This window comes from Streptomyces sp. VTCC 41912 (assembly GCF_045799175.1).
Classification (GTDB): Bacteria; Actinomycetota; Actinomycetes; order Streptomycetales; family Streptomycetaceae; genus Streptomyces; species Streptomyces albulus_C.
Map to the genome: position 1 here is coordinate 187,931 of NZ_JBJMAB010000001.1, position 16,316 is coordinate 204,246.

The 16,316-nt window shown below is 74.1% G+C and carries 15 protein-coding genes; 13 read left to right on the forward strand and 2 right to left on the reverse strand.

Features of this window, described 5'->3' with window-relative positions; genetic code table 11:
- The first annotated feature begins 29 nt into the window (after window positions 1–29).
- From ACJ6WD_RS00870 to ACJ6WD_RS00900, 7 genes are all read left to right on the forward strand, one after another.
- Window positions 30–1,367: an SWF or SNF family helicase gene (locus tag ACJ6WD_RS00870; RefSeq protein WP_374206758.1), complete on the forward strand. Its 1,338-nt coding sequence runs from the start codon at window positions 30–32 to the stop codon at window positions 1,365–1,367.
- 275 nt (window positions 1,368–1,642) lie between these two features.
- Window positions 1,643–2,515: a YceI family protein gene (locus ACJ6WD_RS00875; RefSeq protein ID WP_016574544.1), complete on the forward strand. Its 873-nt coding sequence runs from the start codon at window positions 1,643–1,645 to the stop codon at window positions 2,513–2,515.
- A 31-nt stretch (window positions 2,516–2,546) separates the two neighbouring features.
- Window positions 2,547–3,482, forward strand: a complete 936-nt coding sequence (gene mmuM / locus ACJ6WD_RS00880) for a homocysteine S-methyltransferase (RefSeq protein WP_331249478.1) — start codon at window positions 2,547–2,549, stop codon at window positions 3,480–3,482.
- A gap of 84 nt (window positions 3,483–3,566) precedes the next feature.
- Window positions 3,567–4,292: a GNAT family N-acetyltransferase gene (locus ACJ6WD_RS00885; protein WP_233656609.1), complete on the forward strand. Its 726-nt coding sequence runs from the start codon at window positions 3,567–3,569 to the stop codon at window positions 4,290–4,292.
- 136 nt (window positions 4,293–4,428) lie between these two features.
- On the forward strand, window positions 4,429–5,205 hold the full coding sequence (locus ACJ6WD_RS00890; protein WP_407614932.1) for a transporter substrate-binding domain-containing protein: 777 nt from the start codon (window positions 4,429–4,431) through the stop codon (window positions 5,203–5,205).
- Entirely contained in the window at window positions 5,205–5,996 is a 792-nt protein-coding gene (locus ACJ6WD_RS00895) for an amino acid ABC transporter permease (protein WP_376438408.1), read from the forward strand. Before ACJ6WD_RS00890 ends, ACJ6WD_RS00895 begins: the two co-directional genes overlap by 1 nt.
- Before the next feature lie 64 nt (window positions 5,997–6,060).
- A complete protein-coding gene (locus ACJ6WD_RS00900) occupies window positions 6,061–6,900 on the forward strand; it encodes an amino acid ABC transporter ATP-binding protein (RefSeq protein WP_233656606.1) in 840 nt (279 codons plus the stop codon).
- A gap of 46 nt (window positions 6,901–6,946) precedes the next feature.
- Here ACJ6WD_RS00900 and ACJ6WD_RS00905 read toward each other — a convergent pair whose 3' ends face one another.
- On the reverse strand, window positions 6,947–7,810 hold the full coding sequence (locus ACJ6WD_RS00905) for a hypothetical protein (protein WP_407614933.1): 864 nt from the start codon (window positions 7,808–7,810) through the stop codon (window positions 6,947–6,949).
- A gap of 187 nt (window positions 7,811–7,997) precedes the next feature.
- On the opposite strand from ACJ6WD_RS00905, the gene ACJ6WD_RS00910 reads away from it, so the two are divergent.
- Complete coding sequence (locus ACJ6WD_RS00910) at window positions 7,998–8,966, forward strand: acetylxylan esterase (RefSeq protein WP_233656604.1); 969 nt, start codon at window positions 7,998–8,000, stop codon at window positions 8,964–8,966.
- A gap of 152 nt (window positions 8,967–9,118) precedes the next feature.
- Window positions 9,119–10,549, forward strand: a complete 1,431-nt coding sequence (gene xylB / locus ACJ6WD_RS00915; protein WP_233656603.1) for a xylulokinase — start codon at window positions 9,119–9,121, stop codon at window positions 10,547–10,549.
- Between the two features lie 72 nt (window positions 10,550–10,621).
- Here the strand turns inward: xylB and ACJ6WD_RS00920 are convergent, their stop codons facing one another.
- Window positions 10,622–10,810, reverse strand: a complete 189-nt coding sequence (locus tag ACJ6WD_RS00920) for a hypothetical protein (protein WP_162483929.1) — start codon at window positions 10,808–10,810, stop codon at window positions 10,622–10,624.
- Here ACJ6WD_RS00920 and ACJ6WD_RS00925 point away from each other — a divergent pair.
- From ACJ6WD_RS00925 to ACJ6WD_RS00940, 4 genes are all read left to right on the forward strand, one after another.
- A complete protein-coding gene (locus ACJ6WD_RS00925; protein ID WP_233656602.1) occupies window positions 10,760–12,172 on the forward strand; it encodes a family 2B encapsulin nanocompartment shell protein in 1,413 nt (470 codons plus the stop codon). The genes ACJ6WD_RS00920 and ACJ6WD_RS00925 overlap by 51 nt on opposite strands.
- A 145-nt stretch (window positions 12,173–12,317) precedes the next feature.
- Complete coding sequence (locus tag ACJ6WD_RS00930) at window positions 12,318–13,733, forward strand: family 2B encapsulin nanocompartment shell protein (RefSeq protein WP_407614934.1); 1,416 nt, start codon at window positions 12,318–12,320, stop codon at window positions 13,731–13,733.
- A gap of 264 nt (window positions 13,734–13,997) precedes the next feature.
- Window positions 13,998–14,642, forward strand: coding sequence for an N-acetylmuramoyl-L-alanine amidase (locus tag ACJ6WD_RS00935; RefSeq protein WP_233656600.1), 645 nt, complete (start codon window positions 13,998–14,000; stop codon window positions 14,640–14,642).
- Window positions 14,643–14,827: 185 nt separating this feature from the next.
- On the forward strand, window positions 14,828–16,123 hold the full coding sequence (locus ACJ6WD_RS00940; RefSeq protein ID WP_407614935.1) for a phosphodiester glycosidase family protein: 1,296 nt from the start codon (window positions 14,828–14,830) through the stop codon (window positions 16,121–16,123).
- Window positions 16,124–16,316: the final 193 nt, after the last annotated feature.

The window sequence follows — 16,316 nt, forward strand, 5'->3', positions numbered from 1 at the left end:
GCACCGATCGGGACGGAACGGGTGGGAACGTGGCGGAGAGGGACGGGAACGGGGACGTGGTGGACGGCGACGCGGGATACGGGAGCGGCGGGGCGGGGCCGGAACGGACGTTCGCCGCGCTCCCGGTGGCGGGCGGCCGCGGCTTCGCGCAGACCTGGTGGGGGCAGGCGTGGCTGAAGGCCCTGGAGGACACCGCGCTGGACGGGGCGCAGCTGAAGCTGGGCCGCCGGCACGCCCGCGCCGGGGCGGTCGGCGCGGTCTCCGTGCGCCCCGGCCGGATCACCGCCGTCGTCCAGGACCGCGACCACACCCGGCACCGCTCCGACGTGCTGCTCCAGCAGTTGTCCGGAACGGACTGGGACCGGCTGCTGGACGTCATCGCGGACCGGGCCGGGCATCTCGCGGCCCTGCTGGACCGCGACATGCCGCCGGTCCTGGTGGAGGACGCGGCGGCGGCCGGGGTCGAACTCCTGCCGGGCATCGGGGACCTGGAGCCGGAGTGCGCCTGCGAGGCGTGGGACCACTGTGCGCACTCGGCGGCGCTGTGCTACCAGGTGGCCCGGCTGCTGGACCAGGACCCGTTGGTGCTGCTGCTGTTGCGCGGCCGGGGCGAGACGGAGCTGCTGGACGAGCTCCAACGGCGCAGCGCGGCCCGGGCCGAGCCGGTGGCGGGCCCGGCGGACGCCGCCGGCGGGGACGCGGCCGGCGTGCCCGCGGCCGAGGCGTACGCGGTACGGGACGCCCTGCCGCCGCTGCCCCCGCCACCGCCGCCGGTCGCGGCCCCCGGCCCGGCACCGGCACTCGGCAGCGGTACCCCGCCGGCGCCCGGAGTGGCGGCGGACGCGCTGGAGTTCCTGATCGGGGACGCGGCGGCGCGCGCCCACCGGCTGCTGACGGCGGCGCTCTCCCCCGGGTCCGTCGACGGCCCTGCGGCGCCCTCGTTGACGCCCGCGCAGGACGCGGTGCGGCTGGCCGCCGCCGGGCCCGGGAGCGCGGTGCAGGCGCGGCTGGCGGAGGGCTCGGGGCGTAGCGCCCAGGGCCTGGCACTGGCCGTGCGGGCCTGGCGGGCGGGCGGGGCGGCCGGGCTGGCCGCCCTGGAGGAGGAGTGGACGCCGGCGCCCGAGGTGGTCTCCCGGTTGTCCGAGCAGGTGGCGGCGGCCTGGGAGGACGCGGCGTCCCGGTCGCGCCTACGGGCCGCCGGCAACCGCTGGACGGTCGTCGGCGGGGACGTCCAACTCCGCTTCGGGCGCGACGGACGGTGGTGGCCGTTCCGGAAGGAGGGCGGGCGGTGGGCGCCGGCCGGTCCCGCGGCCGACGACGCGGTGGCGGCGTTGGCCTGCCTCGCGGTGGAGCCACCGGAGGGGTGACGCCGGGGGAATCCCCCCACAGTGCGAGAAAGGTCACCTTTGATCTGACCTTGACACCTTGTGGTCATTTCGGGTCGGCACCAATGACAGGATGGGACCGAATCCGCACCCTTTTCGTGCGATTCATTCCGCGGCCGCATCCCTGTGCGTCCGCGTGCGCCCGCCCGCGGCAGCGCGCGTACCCGCTCGCACGTTGTCCGGCGCCCGACCGATCCGACCGATCCGACCGATCCGACTGATCCGACTGATTCCGATTGATGGGGCCCCGTCCTGCCATGCCGCTCGCCTTCCTGCACCGCCTGCGCGACCGCTCGCCGCACACCGCCCAGCCGCCCCTGCCCCGCGGGGCGGGCGCGCTGGACCTGTGCGTCAACGATCCCGTCGGCCTCCCCATGGCCGGGGTGGCGATCTCGGTCCGCGACGCCGGCGGCCAGGAGGCGACGGCCGGCCGGACCGACCCCAACGGCCGGCTGACCGTGACCCTGCCGCCCGGTGGGTACCGGCTGGTGGCCACCTCCGACGGCTTCCGCCCGGCCCGCTTCGAGGCCGAGGTGGTGGCGGGCGGACGGACCGCGCCCCGCCCGGTCACGTTGGAGCTGGCGCCGGCGCTGCCGTTGCCCGACCCCGGCCAGTGGCGGCTCGACCCCGACCACAGCGCCCTCCGCTTCACCGCCCGGCACATCGGACTGGCCGAGATCCACGGTCGGTTCAACGTCTTCGAGGGCGGACTGTGGATCGGTGAGCGGATGCAGGACTCCCGGGTCGAGGTCACGATCGACGCGGCGAGCATCGACACCGGCGTGCGGATGCGCGACGACCACCTGCGGTCGGCGGAGTTCCTGGACGTGGCCCGCTTCCCCCACCTCCAGTTCTCCGGCGAACGGTTCGTCCACAAGGGCGGCGGCCGGTGGTCGGTGCAGGGCGTGCTCCACCTGCACGGCGTCAGCCGCACCATCCAACTGGACACCCGCTACCTGGGCATCGGCACCGGCATCGCGGGCGAGACCCGCACCGCATGCCAGGCCGTCACCGAACTGCACCGCGAGGACTTCACCCTGGACTGGCGCAAGATGCTGGCCAGGGGCATCGCCGCGATCGGCGCTACCATCCGGGTCGAGCTGGACATCCAGGCGGTCCGGCCCGAGTAGCCGCGCACCGCAACAAGGAGAAGTGGTCCCCATGACCGGCCCGTCGCCCCAGCCACCGACACCGACGTTCGCCGCGGCGCTCGCCGCCGGACCGGTCGTCCTCGACGGCGGACTCTCCAACCAACTGGAGGCCGACGGCCACGACCTGAGCGACGCGCTGTGGTCGGCCCGGCTGCTCGCCGAGGAACCCGAGGCGGTGGTGCGGGCCCACCTCGCCTACTACCGGGCGGGCGCCCGGGTCGCCCTCACCGCCAGCTACCAAGCCACCTTCGAGGGCTTCGCCCGGCGCGGCACCGGCCCGCAGGAGACCGCCGAACTGCTGCGCCGCAGCGTCGAACTCGCCCGCGAGGCGGCCGCCCGCGCGCACGCCGGCGGGGTCACCGGGCCGCTCTACGTCGCCGCGTCGGCGGGGCCGTACGGCGCGATGCTGGCGGACGGCTCCGAGTACCGCGGCCGGTACGGCCTGTCCGTGGACGCCCTGGAGCGCTTCCACCGGCCGCGCCTGGAGGTACTGGCCGCCGCCCGGCCGGACGTGCTGGCCCTGGAGACGGTGCCGGACGCGGACGAGGCGCAGGCCCTGCTGCGGGCCGTCCGCGGCCTCGGCGTCCCGGCCTACCTGTCGTTCAGCGTCGCCGGCGACCGCACGCGTGCCGGGCAGCCGCTGGCCGAGGCGTTCGCCGCGGCGGCGGACGCGGACGAGGTGATCGCGGTCGGGGTCAACTGCTGCGCGCCGGACGACGCGGACCGGGCGGTGGAGATCGCGGCCCGGGTCACCGGCAAGCCGGTGGTGGTCTACCCCAACAGCGGGGAGCAGTGGGACGCCGCGGCGCGGGCCTGGCGCGGCAGCCCGACCTTCCGCGCGGACCGGGTGGCCGGCTGGGTCGCGGCCGGCGCCCGACTGATCGGCGGCTGCTGCCGGGTGGGGCCGGACGCCATCGCCGCACTCGCGACCGCACTGGGCCGCTGACCCGACCGCGGCCCAACGGGCAACGGACGGCGGGCCGCGGAAAACGGGCGGCGGCCGGCCGGCACCGCCCGTTAGCCTCCCGCCATGGAGTGGGACGACGCGACGCTGCTCGCCTGGGAAGTGGACGCCGTCTACGGGTTGGTACCGGGAACCGCCGACCGTCCGGCGGTCGTGACGGACAAGCCGGTCCAGGCCGTCTGGGCCTGGACCCCGCGGGCCCGCCTGCTGGCGCTGGGGCCGGCCGTGAGCGGCCTCGTGGGCCCTGGAACGGCCCTCGACGACCCCGAGCAGCCGTACGTCCCGGAAGAGGCGCCACGGGCCCTGACGCGGCTCGCCGAGGCGCTGGACCCGACCGGCCGGCGCACCACCGTCGACGGCGGTCCGACCTTCGTCTTCCCCCGACCGCTCCCGTCCCCGCCGCCCGCGCCGCTGCCCCTCCTCGTGTCGGACGCCGCGGGGCGCCGGGCGGCGCGGCGACTGGAGCGGCCCGGCAACTGGCAGCCCGACGAGTGGGCGGAGCTGATCTCCGGCGCCGCCGGGGGGTGGGCGATGGCCGTGGACGGTGCCGCCCCGGTGTCCATCTGCCACACCCCGGAGGCGAACGCCACCGCGGCGGAGGCGGGCGCCTGGACCCGTGCGGACTTCCGCGGGCGCGGGCTGGCACCGGCCGTCGTCGCCGCCTGGGCCCGGCGCGCGGCCCGCCACAAGGAGGCGCTCTTCTACAGCACCGGCGTCGCCAACCGCGCCTCCCGTTCGGTGGCCCGGACGTTGGGCCTGACCCCGCTCGGCTGGCTCTGGACCCTGCGCTGAGCCGCCCGCCGCCCGCGCGGGCGTTACCCAGCCGCAACGGACGCACCGGCGACAACACCCCCGCCCGATGGCAGGATGCAGGCCAACTCGTCGCTCCCCCGGCCCGGTTGATCGTCACGGCACTCCTGGAGGCCCTGTGACCGCTCGCTCCGCGTTGCCCCTTCTGGCCGCCGTCGCGGCCACCGCCCTCCTGGCGGGCTGCACCAGCACCGCACCCGCCGGCGAGGGCCGGGGCCCGGAACTGGTCCGCCCCGGAACGCTCCTGACCTGCACCCACCTCCCCTACGCCCCGTTCCAGGTGACGCGCTACGGCAAGGTCGTCGGCTTCGACGTGGACCTGGTGGACCTGGTGGCCAAGGACCTGGGCGCCACCCAGCAGATCATCAACACCCCCTTCGAAGGCATCGAGACCGGGCAGGACTTCGCCATCCGCAAGTGCGACCTGGCCGCCGCGGGCATGACCATCACCCCGGCCCGGAAGAAGGTCATGGACTTCTCCGACCCGTACTTCGACGCCACCCAGGCACTGCTGGTGAAGCGCGGCAGCCCGCTGAAGAGGATCGAGGACCTCCGGGGCAGGAAGCTCGGCTACCAGAAGGCGACGACCGGCGCCGTCTACGCCAAGGCCCACGCACAGGGCGTCGAACTGGTCGAGTTCGAGGACGTCGGACTGCTGCTGACCGCCGTGAAGTCCGGCCAGGTGGCCGCCGGCATCAACGACAACGGCGTGCTCCTCGACTACGTGAAGCACAACCAGGACACCCGGGTCGCGACCGAGTTCGACACCGGCGAGCGCTACGGGTTCGGCGTGCGGAAGGGCAACGACGCGCTGCGGCAACGCATCAACGCGGTCCTCGCCCGGGCGAAGAAGGACGGCAGCTACGACCGGATCCACCGCAAGTGGTTCGGCTGATGCCCCGCCGCCCGTCCAAGCGGCGCCGGGCCCGGCTCGTCCGCGGCGTGCAGTACGGCGTGCTGCTCGCCGCGGCGGCCGTGCTCGCGCTGGCCGCCGACTGGCGCCGGCTGGGCGCGGCGTTCTTCGACCCCTCCGTCGCCACGGCACTGTTCCCGGACATCGTGACCACCGCACTGGTCAACACCGTGCGGTACACCCTGCTGGGTTTCGGGTTCGGGCTCGCGCTCGGGCTGTTGCTCGCCCTGATGCGGCTGTCGTCGGTGCCGCCGTACCGCTGGCTCGCGGTGACCTACATCGAGTTCTTCCGCGGGATCCCCGCGCTCCTGGTGTTCATCGCGCTCGGCTTCGGGGTGCCGCTGGCGTTCCAGGTCGCGCTCGACCAGGGCGTCACGGTGATGCTGTCGCTGGGGCTGGTGGGCGCGGCCTACATGGCGGAGACCATCCGGGCCGGCATCCGGGCGGTGCCCAAGGGCCAGACGGAGGCCGCGCGTTCGCTGGGCATGTCGCAGGGCCGGGCGATGGTCTCGATCGTCATTCCGCAGGCGTTCCGGATCGTGCTGCCACCGTTGACCAACGAGCTGATCCTGCTGACGAAGGACTCCTCGCTGGTGTACCTGCTGGGCCTGTCGCTCTCCCAGTTCGAGCTGGCCAACTTCGGGCGGGACGCGCTGAACGAGCACAAGAGCCTCACCCCGGTGCTGATCGCCGGGCTGCTCTACCTGGTGATCACCCTTCCGCTGGGCCAGGTGGTCCGCCGGTTGGAGGCCCGCACGGCGCGGGCCCGGTGACGGGACGGGGGCGCGGACGAGTGGCGCGACGACCGGTGGCGGGGCTGGCGGGGAGGGGCACGGGATGACCGACGGCGGGGGCGGCAACGCCATCGAGGTGCGCGGACTGCACAAGGCGTTCGGCGCGGTGGAGGTGCTGCGCGGGATCGACTTCTCGGTGGCGCGCGGCGAGGTGGTCTGCGTCATCGGGCCGTCGGGGTCCGGGAAGTCGACGCTGCTGCGGTGCGTGAACCTGCTGGAGGAGCCGAGCGCCGGCCGGATCACGGTCGCCGGCACCGAGGTCACCGACCCGGACGTCGACATCGACCGGGTGCGGCGTGGGATCGGCATGGTCTTCCAGTCCTTCAACCTCTTCCCGCACCTGACCGCGTTGGAGAACCTGACCATCGCCCAGCGCCGGGTGCTGCGCCGCGACCGGGCCGCGGCCGAACGGGTCGCCCGTGACCAACTGGCCCGGGTCGGCCTGGGCGACAAGGCCGCCGCCTATCCGGCGCAGCTGTCCGGCGGTCAGCAGCAACGGGTCGCCATCGCCCGTGCGCTGGCGATGGCTCCGGAGCTGATGCTCTTCGACGAGCCGACCTCCGCGCTCGACCCCGAACTGGTCGGCGACGTGCTGGCAGTGATGCGCTCGCTGGCGCGGGACGGGATGACGATGCTGGTCGTCACGCACGAGATGGGCTTCGCCCGGGAGGTCGCCGACCGGGTGGTCTTCATGGACGGCGGGAGAATCGTCGAGGAGGGCGCCCCGGAACGGGTGGTGGGCGCTCCCCGGCACGAGCGGACCCGGGCGTTCCTCTCACGCGTACTGGACCCGGCGGCGGCCGAGGTGAACGGGACGGGCGGTCCGGACGGGCCCGACGCGCCGGGGCCGGTGACCGGGGCGCCGCTCCGCCCGGCACCGTGACGCCCCGTCCCGCAGCCCGGTGCCCGGCTCCCGGTCCCGTCGGGGGTCAGGTCAACGGCCGGGTGAGCTTCTTGGTGCCGCTGCGGTTGCCCGTCAGGCTGCACACCACGGTCTTGATGCCCAGCTTGTAGCCCTGGGCGCTGGGGAACTGCACATAGGTGCCCCCGGCGGTCCCGGCGGGCTGCTTGGACGCCTTGTCCTGGAGCTCCGAGGAGCACAGCGTGGACGCCTTGTCCTTGATCTCGTTCTCGGTGGTCAGGCCGCGCGGCAGGGTGTAGAGGAAGACCACCTCGGCGTCGTGCGGGCCGGTGCAGGGGGCCGACTCGTTGTTGCCGCCGTTCCCGCCCGGCGGGATGTCGAAGCAGTCACCGGTCTTCAGGGCGTAGAAGGCGACGCCGCGTCCCGAGGGCGCGGACGCGGTGCTCTCGGGGCCGGTGGGGGTCGCGGAGGTCGAAGCGGACGGCGTCGGCAGCCCGGAGTTCGAGGAGGTCGGGGTGGGACTGGCGGTGGTGCCGGTGCCCGGCCGGGCCTGGTTGCGCCCGCCGCCGCTGCTGGTGGCCCATATGACGCCGCCGACGACGAGCGCCACGATCAGCACGCCGGCACCGATGATCAGCGCGATGGTGGTGCCGTTGCCGCCGCCGGAGGGCGGGGCGGGCGGCTGCTGCCAACCGCCCGGACCGCCGGCCCCGGGCGGGCCGAAGCCGCCGGCAGGGGCGCCGTAGGGGCCGGCCGGCGGCTGCCCTGGTTGGGGCGCCGCCGGTCCGTGGCCGCCCGGACCGTACCCGCCCGGGGCCGGCTGCTGCCCGCCGGGCCCATAGCCGCCGTGCGGCGGTCCGTAGCCGCCCGGCCCGCCCGGGGGCGGCTGGTGCGGCGGTTGGTTGGACGGCGGAGGCGGGGGAAAGCTCATGGCGGAAATATCGCTTCTTCGGTGGGAGTCAGGGACGCGGTGACCGATCCGGACCGTTCCGGGGCGAACCCTCCGCCCCGTGGGCACCGTTGGCGACCCGCGGCCCGGACGGACGGCTCCCGATCCTGATCGCCCGGACAGACCCTAACGTGCCCGACGTGTACGCCTCACTGCCCGGAGGTGCGCCATGTTCACCGACCTTCCCCTGGACGAACTCCGCCGCTACCGCCCTCCCCTGCCCGAGCCCCCGGGCTTCGACGCGTTCTGGCACCGGACCCTCGACGAGGCCCGGGCCCACGACCTCGCCCCCCGCTTCACCCCGCTCGACGACGGACTGACCCAACTCCACGTCGACGACCTGGACTTCGCCGGCTTCGGCGGGCACCGCATCCGCGGCTGGTTCCTGCGCCCGCGCGCGGCGGCCGGCCCCCTGCCGTGCGTGGTGCAGTACCTCGGCTACGGCGGCGGCCGGATGTTCCCGCACGACTGGCTGCTGTGGCCGTCGGCCGGATACGCCACGCTGGTCATGGACACCCGTGGCCAGAGCGGCCCCAACCGCCCTGGCGAGACCCCCGACCCGGTGGGCATCGCCCACCCGGGCGTACCGGGCAAGCTCACCCAGGGCCTGCTCGACCCCGACACCTACTACTACCGGCGGCTGATCACCGACGCCGTACGGGCCGTCGAGGTCGCCCACGGACACCCCGCGGTGGACGCCGCCCGGATCGTGGTCGCCGGCGGCAGTCAGGGCGGCGGCCTCGCCCTGGCCGTGGCGGGCCTGGTCCCCGGTCTGGCGGGGGCCCTGATCGACGTGCCGTTCCTCACCCACGTCCGACGGGCCCTGGACGTCACCGACCAGGGCCCGTACGGCGAACTGGCCCGCTACTTCGCGGGCCAGCGCGACCACGTCGACACCGCGCTGCGCACCCTCGACCACTTCGACGGCCTGAACTTCGCGGTCCGCGCGAGCGCCCCGGCGCTCTTCGGCACCGCCCTGCGGGACGAGGTCGTCCCGCCCTCCACCGGGTTCGCCGCCCACCACCACTACGCGGGTGACAAGCAGTTGGAGGTGTGGCGGTTCAACGCCCACGAGAGCGGCGGCGGCGCCCAACGGACCGCGGAGGTCCGCTTCCTGCGCAAGCTGTTCGGCGGCTGACCGCGACCGGCCGGCGCGCGCCGCGCGTGTCGTCCACAGGCCGCCCGGGACCGGCGCCGCGCGCATTACTATGCGGCAGCGCACCGGGGCCCCAAGCGGCCGGGAGCCCCGGGGCAGGGCCCGTACCACCGGCCGCCGAGGGAGAGTGCTCGATGGGCGCACAGTCGGCCGGACCCCTGGTCGTCGGGGTGGACAGCTCGACGCAGTCGACCAAGACGCTGGTGGTGGACGCGGAGACCGGACAGGTGCTGGCCCGCGGTCAGGCACCGCACACGGTCAGCGGCGGGGCGGCCAAGGAGAGCGACCCTCGGCAGTGGTGGCGGGCGCTGGGCGAGGCACTGGTCCAGTGCGGCGCGGCCGCCCGCCAGGCGTCCGCGGTCTCGGTCGCCGGCCAACAGCACGGCCTGGTGACCCTGGACGCGGCCGGCGAGCCGGTCCGCCCGGCCCTGCTGTGGAACGACGTCCGCCCGGCCCCCGAGAGCGCCCGGCTGATCTCGGAGGGCGGCGGCCCGGCTGCCTGGGCGGAGCGGATCGGCAGCGTACCGGGCCCGGCGTTCACCGTCGCCAAGTGGGCCTGGCTGCGCGCCCACGAGCCGGCCGCCGCGGCCGCCACCACCGCCGTCCGCCTGCCGCACGACTACCTCGTCGAGCGGCTGACGGGCCAGGCGGTCACCGATCGCGGCGACGCCTCGGGAACCGGCTGGTGGGCGACGGCCACCGGCGCGTACGACGCGGAGGTCCTGGACCGGGTCGGACTGGCCCCGTCGATGCTGCCGCGGGTGGCGCTCCCCGGCGAGGCCGCCGGCACCGTGCACACCGATGAACTGCCGCTGCCGCACGGCGCGTTGGTGGCCGCCGGGACGGGCGACAACATGGCCGCGGCGCTCGGCCTCGGCCTGCGGCCGGGGCAGCCGGTGCTGAGCCTGGGCACCTCCGGGACGGCGTACGCGGTGACGACCCGCCGCCCCGCCGACCCCACCGGCACCGTCGCCGGCTTCGCCGACGCCCGCGGCGACTGGCTGCCACTGGCCTGCACGCTCAACTGCACGCTCGCGGTGGACCGGGTGGCGGCGCTGCTCGGCCGCGACCGGGAGGCCGTCGAGCCGGGCGGCAGCGCCGTGTTGCTGCCCTTCCTCGACGGCGAGCGCACCCCCAACCTCCCGCACGCCACGGGCCTGCTGCACGGGCTGCGCCACGACACCACCGCCGGCCAACTGCTCCAGGCCGCCTACGACGGCGCGGTGTTCACGCTGCTGCGGGCCCTGGACCGGCTGCCGGGAGTGGATGCCGCGCCCGACGCGCCGCTGCTGCTGATCGGCGGCGGGGCCCGCGGACATGCCTGGCGGGAGACCGTGCGACGACTCTCGGGCCGTCCCGTGGTGGTGCCGGAGGCGGACGAACTCGTCGCGCTGGGGGCGGCGGCGCAGGCGGCCGGGTTGCTGCTGGGCGAGGATCCGGCGGCGGTGGCGCGCCGCTGGGGGACGGCCCGCGGCGCGGTGCATCCGGCGCGGGAGCGGGACGGCGACGCCTGGGAGCGGCTGGCGGCGACGCTGACCGACGGAGCGGCGTTGCTGGGCGGCTGACGCACCGTCCGTGATCATCGCCCCGGCACACTGTGCCCAGTACCGAAAGATCTAAACCCTTTCCATGGAAAGTCAATTCCATGCCACCCAATCGAGCGATTGTGTCGATAAAATCAACGCCGCTATCTTCGAGGCGGCGGCGAGCTGCCGGGGGGCCTTCGTTGAGTTCTGCCCGGTGTTCCACGCCGCAGCCTCGACGAGATAGGTGACATGGTGACGATTGCCGGCGAAACGCTGACCGGAAGCGCCGAAGAGAGCCAAATTTCCAGCCTGAGTACGGCCGCTGCACGGAATTTGGCGACGACCACCAAGACCGCGCCGCAGATGCAGGGGATCACCTCCCGCTGGCTGCTGCGGCTGCTGCCCTGGGTCCAGGTCTCAGGCGGTACGTACCGTGTCAACCGACGCCTGGCGTACACCGTCGGCGACGGGCGGATCGACTTCGACATCGACGGCAACGCGATCACGATCATCCCCGACGAGCTGCGCGAACTGCCCGCCCTGCGGGACTTCACCGACACCGAGGTGCTCTCGGCGCTCGGCGAGAGGTTCGCCCAACACGAATACGCGCCGGGCGAGTTGATCGCCCAGGCCGGTGCGCCGCACGACCGGGTCGTGCTGATCGCGCACGGCCGGGTCGACCGGGTCGGCACCGGCAAGTACGGCGACGAGACCGTCCTCGAAGCCCTGGCCGGCGGCGACCACCTCGGCGACGCCGCGCTCGACGGCGCCGACGGGGAGTGGGAGTTCAGCTACCGGGCGGTGACCCGGGTGACGGTGATGGCCCTGGAGCGCCAGGACGCCCACGAGGTCATCGGCCGCTCGCCGGCCCTGCGCGACCACCTCGCGTCCGACGGCCACCGGTCCGCGCCGCCGGCAGGCACCGGCGGTGAGCCCCCGCTCGCCCTCACCTCCGGCCACCACGGCGAACCAGCCCTGTCCAGCACCTTCGTCGACTACGAGCGCAAGCCCCGGGAGTACGAACTCAGCGTCGCGCAGACCGTCCTGCGCTCCCACACCCGGGTCGCCGACCTCTACAGCGACCCGATGAACCAGGTCGAGGAACAGCTCAAGCTCACCGTGCAGGCGCTGCGCGAGCGCCAGGAACACGAGATGATCAACAACCGCGAGTTCGGGCTGCTGCACAACGCCGCCCTGACCCAGCGCATCCACACCCGCAGCGGCCCGCCCACCCCCGACGACCTCGACGACCTGCTCGCGACGGTCTGGAAGGACCCGGGCTTCCTGCTGGCCCACCCCAAGGCGATCGCCGCGATCGGCCGGGAGTGCAGCGCCCGCGGGCTCTACCCGGACGCGGTGGACTTCAACGGCCACTCGCTGCCGTCCTGGCGCGGAGTGCCGATCTTCCCCTGCAACAAGATCCCGGTGACGGAGCACGGCACCAGCTCGGTGCTGCTGATGCGCACCGGCGAGGACAAGCAGGGCGTCGTCGGACTGCACCGCAGCGGAATTCCCGATGAGTACGAGCCGAGCCTTTCGGTGCGCTTCATGGGCATCGACGACAAGGCCGTCTCGAACTATCTCGTCAGCGCCTACTATTCCGCGGCCGTCCTCGTCCCCGACGCCCTGGGCGTCCTCGAAGACGTAGAAATCGGGCGTTGAGCGGGAAATCCCCGGAGGGCGACTGCCGCACCGCACGGTCCGGCAGTGCCGCCCGCTCCACCGCCTTGCTGAGTGATTTCCCGCGCTTTTCACCGCGTTTTGCCTTCCACGCTTTACGCACCGATCGGAACAGGTGACCCCCCGCATGACCACATCCGTGGACCCCACGTCCGGCCCGCAGACCGACGGCTCCGAGGAGCACCGGTCCAGCCTGGACACCGCGGCCGCCCGCAATCTGGCGACCACGACCAAGACCCCGCCGCAGATGCAGGGGATCTCTTCGCGGTGGCTGCTGCGGATCCTGCCGTGGACGCAGGTCTCCGGCGGCACCTACCGCGTCAACCGCCGCCTGACCCACACCCTGGGCGACGGCGAGGTCGAGTTCGTCACCGAGGGCTCCGAGGTCCGCGTCATCCCGCAGGAGTTGCGCGAGCTGGCGCCGCTGCGCGGCTTCACCGACGACCCCACGCTCCAGGAGCTCGCCGGCCGGTTCACCCAGCGGGACGTCGCCCCCGGCGACGTCCTCGCCACCAAGGGCACCACCACCGACCAGGTCATCCTGATCGCGCACGGCAAGGTCGAACGGATCGGCACCGGCAAGTACGGCGACGACACGGTGACCGCCGTCCTCGCCGGCGGTGACGCGGCCGGCGACGCCGCACTGCTGGCGCCGGACGCCGAGTGGGAGTTCACCCTGCGCGCGGCCACCCGCGGCACCGTCCTCACCCTCTCCCGTGGCGACTACGAAGAGGTGCTGAGCCGTTCGGCGGCGCTGCGCGAGCACGTCGAGAACGTCCGCACCGCGCTCGTCCCGGCCCAGAACAAGCACGGCGAGGCAGCCATCGAATTGGCCGCGGGACACGTCGGCGAGCCGGCGCTGCCGGGCACCTTCGTGGACTACGAGCGGGCGCCGCGGGAGTACGAACTGAGCGTCGCGCAGACCGTGTTGAAGATCCACTCGCGGGTGGCCGACCTCTACAACGACCCGATGAACCAGCTGGACCAGCAGCTGCGACTCACCGTGGAGGCGCTGCGCGAGCGCCAGGAACACGAGATGGTCAACAACCGCGAGTTCGGCCTGCTGCACAACGCCGACCTCAAGCAGCGCATCCACACCCGCAGCGGCCCGCCCACCCCCGACGACCTCGACGAGCTGATCTCCCGGCGCCGCAAGACGCAGTTCCTGCTGGCGCATCCGCGGACCATCGCGGCCATCGGACGGGAGTGGAACGCCCGCGGCATCTACCCGGCGACCGCGGAGTTCGAGGGGACGCCGGTGCGCGCCTGGCGCGGCATCCCGCTGCTGCCCTGCAACAAGATCCCGATCAACCCCGACCAGACCAGCTCGATCCTGGCCCTGCGCGTCGGCGAGGAGAACCAGGGCGTGGTCGGCCTCCACCAGACCGGCATCCCGGACGAGTACCGACCGGGCCTGTCCGTCCGGTTCATGGGCATCAACGACCAGGCCGTCATCAAGTACCTGGTCAGCGCCTACTACTCCGCGGCGGTACTGGTGCCCGACGCGCTGGGCGTCCTGGAGGACGTCGAGATCGGACACTGAGCGACCAGCCGGACACCCCGTCACCCGGGTGCCGCCCGCCCCACTGACCCTCCGTCAGGATCGGGGCGCGGCGCGGCACCCGGGTGACGTGCGTCGCGGCCGATCAGGGCCTTGGGCGCAGGTCACCCGCCGCGGGCCTTCTTTGGTCAAGCCATTGACACGCCGGCCATTCCCTTGGCAGCACGCGCGCCGTTGCGCATGATGAACGCACCGGTACGTGCGTGACATGTACGCGACCCCCCTCGGTCCTTGTCAGGAGTTCGCATGGAACCCGACCAGCACTTCCCGGCCCGCCGGCGGCTGCTCACCGGCGCCGCCGCACTCGCCGCAGCCGCCGCCCTCACCCCCCTCACCGCGGCCGGCGCCGCCACACCGCGCAGGCGGCGGGCACGGCCCTTCGGCTACCCGCCCGTGCACTGGACCCCGGCCGACGCCGCCAACTACACCGCCGCCAACCGCCCCACGCAGTACCCGATCGACACCGTCGTCATCCACGTGACGCAGGAGACCTTCGCGGACACCCTGCGACTCTTCCAGGACCCCGCGCACAAGGCCGCCGCGCACTACGTCGTCCGGTCCTCGGACGGCTACACCGCCCAGTGCGTCCGCGAACGGGACGTCGCCTGGCACGCCGGCAACTGGGGCTACAACACCCGCAGCATCGGCATCGAGCACGAGGGGTGGATCGACGAACCGAAGTGGTTCACCGAGACGCTCTACGCCCGCTCGGCACTGCTGACCGCCGCCATCTGCGAGCGCTACGACATCCCCAAGGACCGCGAGCACATCATCGGGCACGTCGAGGTCCCGGGCACCGACCACACCGACCCCGGACAGTACTGGGACTGGGCCCACTACATGGAGCTGGTCAAGGGCGCGAACTTCTGGCAGGACCTGGCCGACTTCTGACGGCGCCGACCTCCGACGACGCAAGGGGCCGTCCCGCCGGGCCGAACCGGTCGCCCCGGCCCGGCGGGCGGCCGCCCGCCGGGCGACACGGCACCGTTCCGCGGATGTTCGGAATCCCGCCATCCGCGGTCCATAGTGAGCGCTGCCACCACCTGAAACAGTTGACGCAACGTCAGGGGGCTGTCGTGAAAAAGCGGTTGGGAACCATCCGGACGGTCACGATCCGCGCAGCGACGGCGGGCGCAGTCGCCTGGGGCGTCCTGGTGGGTGGCGCGGTGGCGGGCACGGCCCGGGCGGCGGCCGCCGACCTCGCCGCACCGGCCCCCTCCCCCGTCACGCGGGGCACGCACCTCAGCCGCACCACACCGGTGCGGCTCGCCCCCGGGGTCACCTACTCCGCGTTCCGACTGGCACTGCCCCGCGGCACCGCCCGCGGCCACCTGCTGACCGTGGACCTGTCCCACCCCGAGGTCTCCGTGGACCTGCTCCATCCGGCCGCGGTGGCCGCCCGGGCCCCGGTGTCCGAACTGGCCGGGGACCAGGAGGCGGTCGCGGCGGTCAACGGCGACTTCTTCAACATCAGCGAGGCCCAGCACCCCGGGGTGGCGGTCACCGGCTCGTCGGTCGGCCCCGAGGTCTCCTCGGGACGGGCACTGAAGGGCGCGGTGCCCGACGGCCAACGCTTCGGCCCACCACTGCCCCCCGGCGCAAGCACGGAGGACGTGCTCGGCATCGGCTACGACCGCCGGGCCCGACTGGACCGGCTGGCCCTGCGCGGCACCGTCCGCAGCGCCGCGGGCGACTGGCCGTTGCGCGGGCTGAACCAGTACGCCCTGCCGCAGGGCGGCATCGGCGCGTACACCGCCCGGTGGGGCGGGGTGTCCCGGGAACGGGCGGTCTGCGGCACCGACACCGACCGCGGGGCGGGCTGCGACACCGCCACCGCCGAGGTCACCGTCCGCCACGGCCGGGTGGTCAAGACCGCCCGGCGCCCGGGTGCCGGCACGATCGCGCCGGGCTCGGTGGTGCTGGTCGGCCGCGAGGGGGGCGCCCGACGCCTGCGCGCGCTGCACCTCGGCGAGCGGGTCCGGATCAGCCACCGGCTCGTCGGCCACCGCCCGGGTCGGCTGCGCTGCGCGGTGGGCGGCTTCCCGGTGCTGCGCGACGGGCGCCCCACGGCCGGCCTGGACATCACCGCCGTCACGATGCGCACCTCCGCCGGCATCGCGCACCACGGACGCACCCTGCTGCTGATGGCCCTGGACGGCGAGAAGGGCCAGCACCAGACCGGGCTGACGGTCCGCGAACTGGCGGGGCTGATGGCACGGCTGGGCGCCCGCGACGCGACGGACCTGGACGGCGGCGGCTCCTCGACGTTCGTCACCGAGGACCGCTACGGCGAGGTCCAGGTACGCAACCACCCCACGGACGGCAAGGAACGACCGGTGGCCAATGCGCTGGGGGTCTTCTCACTCCGGTGAGCCACAGTCCGACCTCGGATGAGCCGCAGCCCGACGGCCAGCCCGTGGCTCGACGGCGAACTCGTGGTGCGGGTCCTCCCGCTTCCGCCCGCCGTGGCGCGGGGCGGGGCTCGACGCCACACCCGACACGGAGTGCGGGCATCGGCCGAGGCGGGTTCGGCGTCCGACCTCCGGCGCGCGAGGCGACGGGGCA

Bases quoted from the DNA above. Each gene is read 5' to 3' on its own strand.
- ACJ6WD_RS00905 (WP_407614933.1), bottom strand. From the start codon at position 7,810: ATGAGCTTTCCCCCGCCTCCGCCGTCCAACCAACCGCCGCACCAGCCG.
- ACJ6WD_RS00935 (WP_233656600.1), top strand. From the start codon at position 13,998: ATGGAACCCGACCAGCACTTCCCGGCCCGCCGGCGGCTGCTCACCGGC.
- ACJ6WD_RS00895 (WP_376438408.1), top strand. From the start codon at position 5,205: ATGCCCCGCCGCCCGTCCAAGCGGCGCCGGGCCCGGCTCGTCCGCGGC.
- ACJ6WD_RS00900 (WP_233656606.1), top strand. From the start codon at position 6,061: ATGACCGACGGCGGGGGCGGCAACGCCATCGAGGTGCGCGGACTGCAC.
- ACJ6WD_RS00925 (WP_233656602.1), top strand. From the start codon at position 10,760: ATGGTGACGATTGCCGGCGAAACGCTGACCGGAAGCGCCGAAGAGAGC.
- ACJ6WD_RS00885 (WP_233656609.1), top strand. From the start codon at position 3,567: ATGGAGTGGGACGACGCGACGCTGCTCGCCTGGGAAGTGGACGCCGTC.
- ACJ6WD_RS00930 (WP_407614934.1), top strand. From the start codon at position 12,318: ATGACCACATCCGTGGACCCCACGTCCGGCCCGCAGACCGACGGCTCC.
- ACJ6WD_RS00910 (WP_233656604.1), top strand. From the start codon at position 7,998: ATGTTCACCGACCTTCCCCTGGACGAACTCCGCCGCTACCGCCCTCCC.
- ACJ6WD_RS00875 (WP_016574544.1), top strand. From the start codon at position 1,643: ATGCCGCTCGCCTTCCTGCACCGCCTGCGCGACCGCTCGCCGCACACC.
- mmuM (WP_331249478.1), top strand. From the start codon at position 2,547: ATGACCGGCCCGTCGCCCCAGCCACCGACACCGACGTTCGCCGCGGCG.
- xylB (WP_233656603.1), top strand. From the start codon at position 9,119: ATGGGCGCACAGTCGGCCGGACCCCTGGTCGTCGGGGTGGACAGCTCG.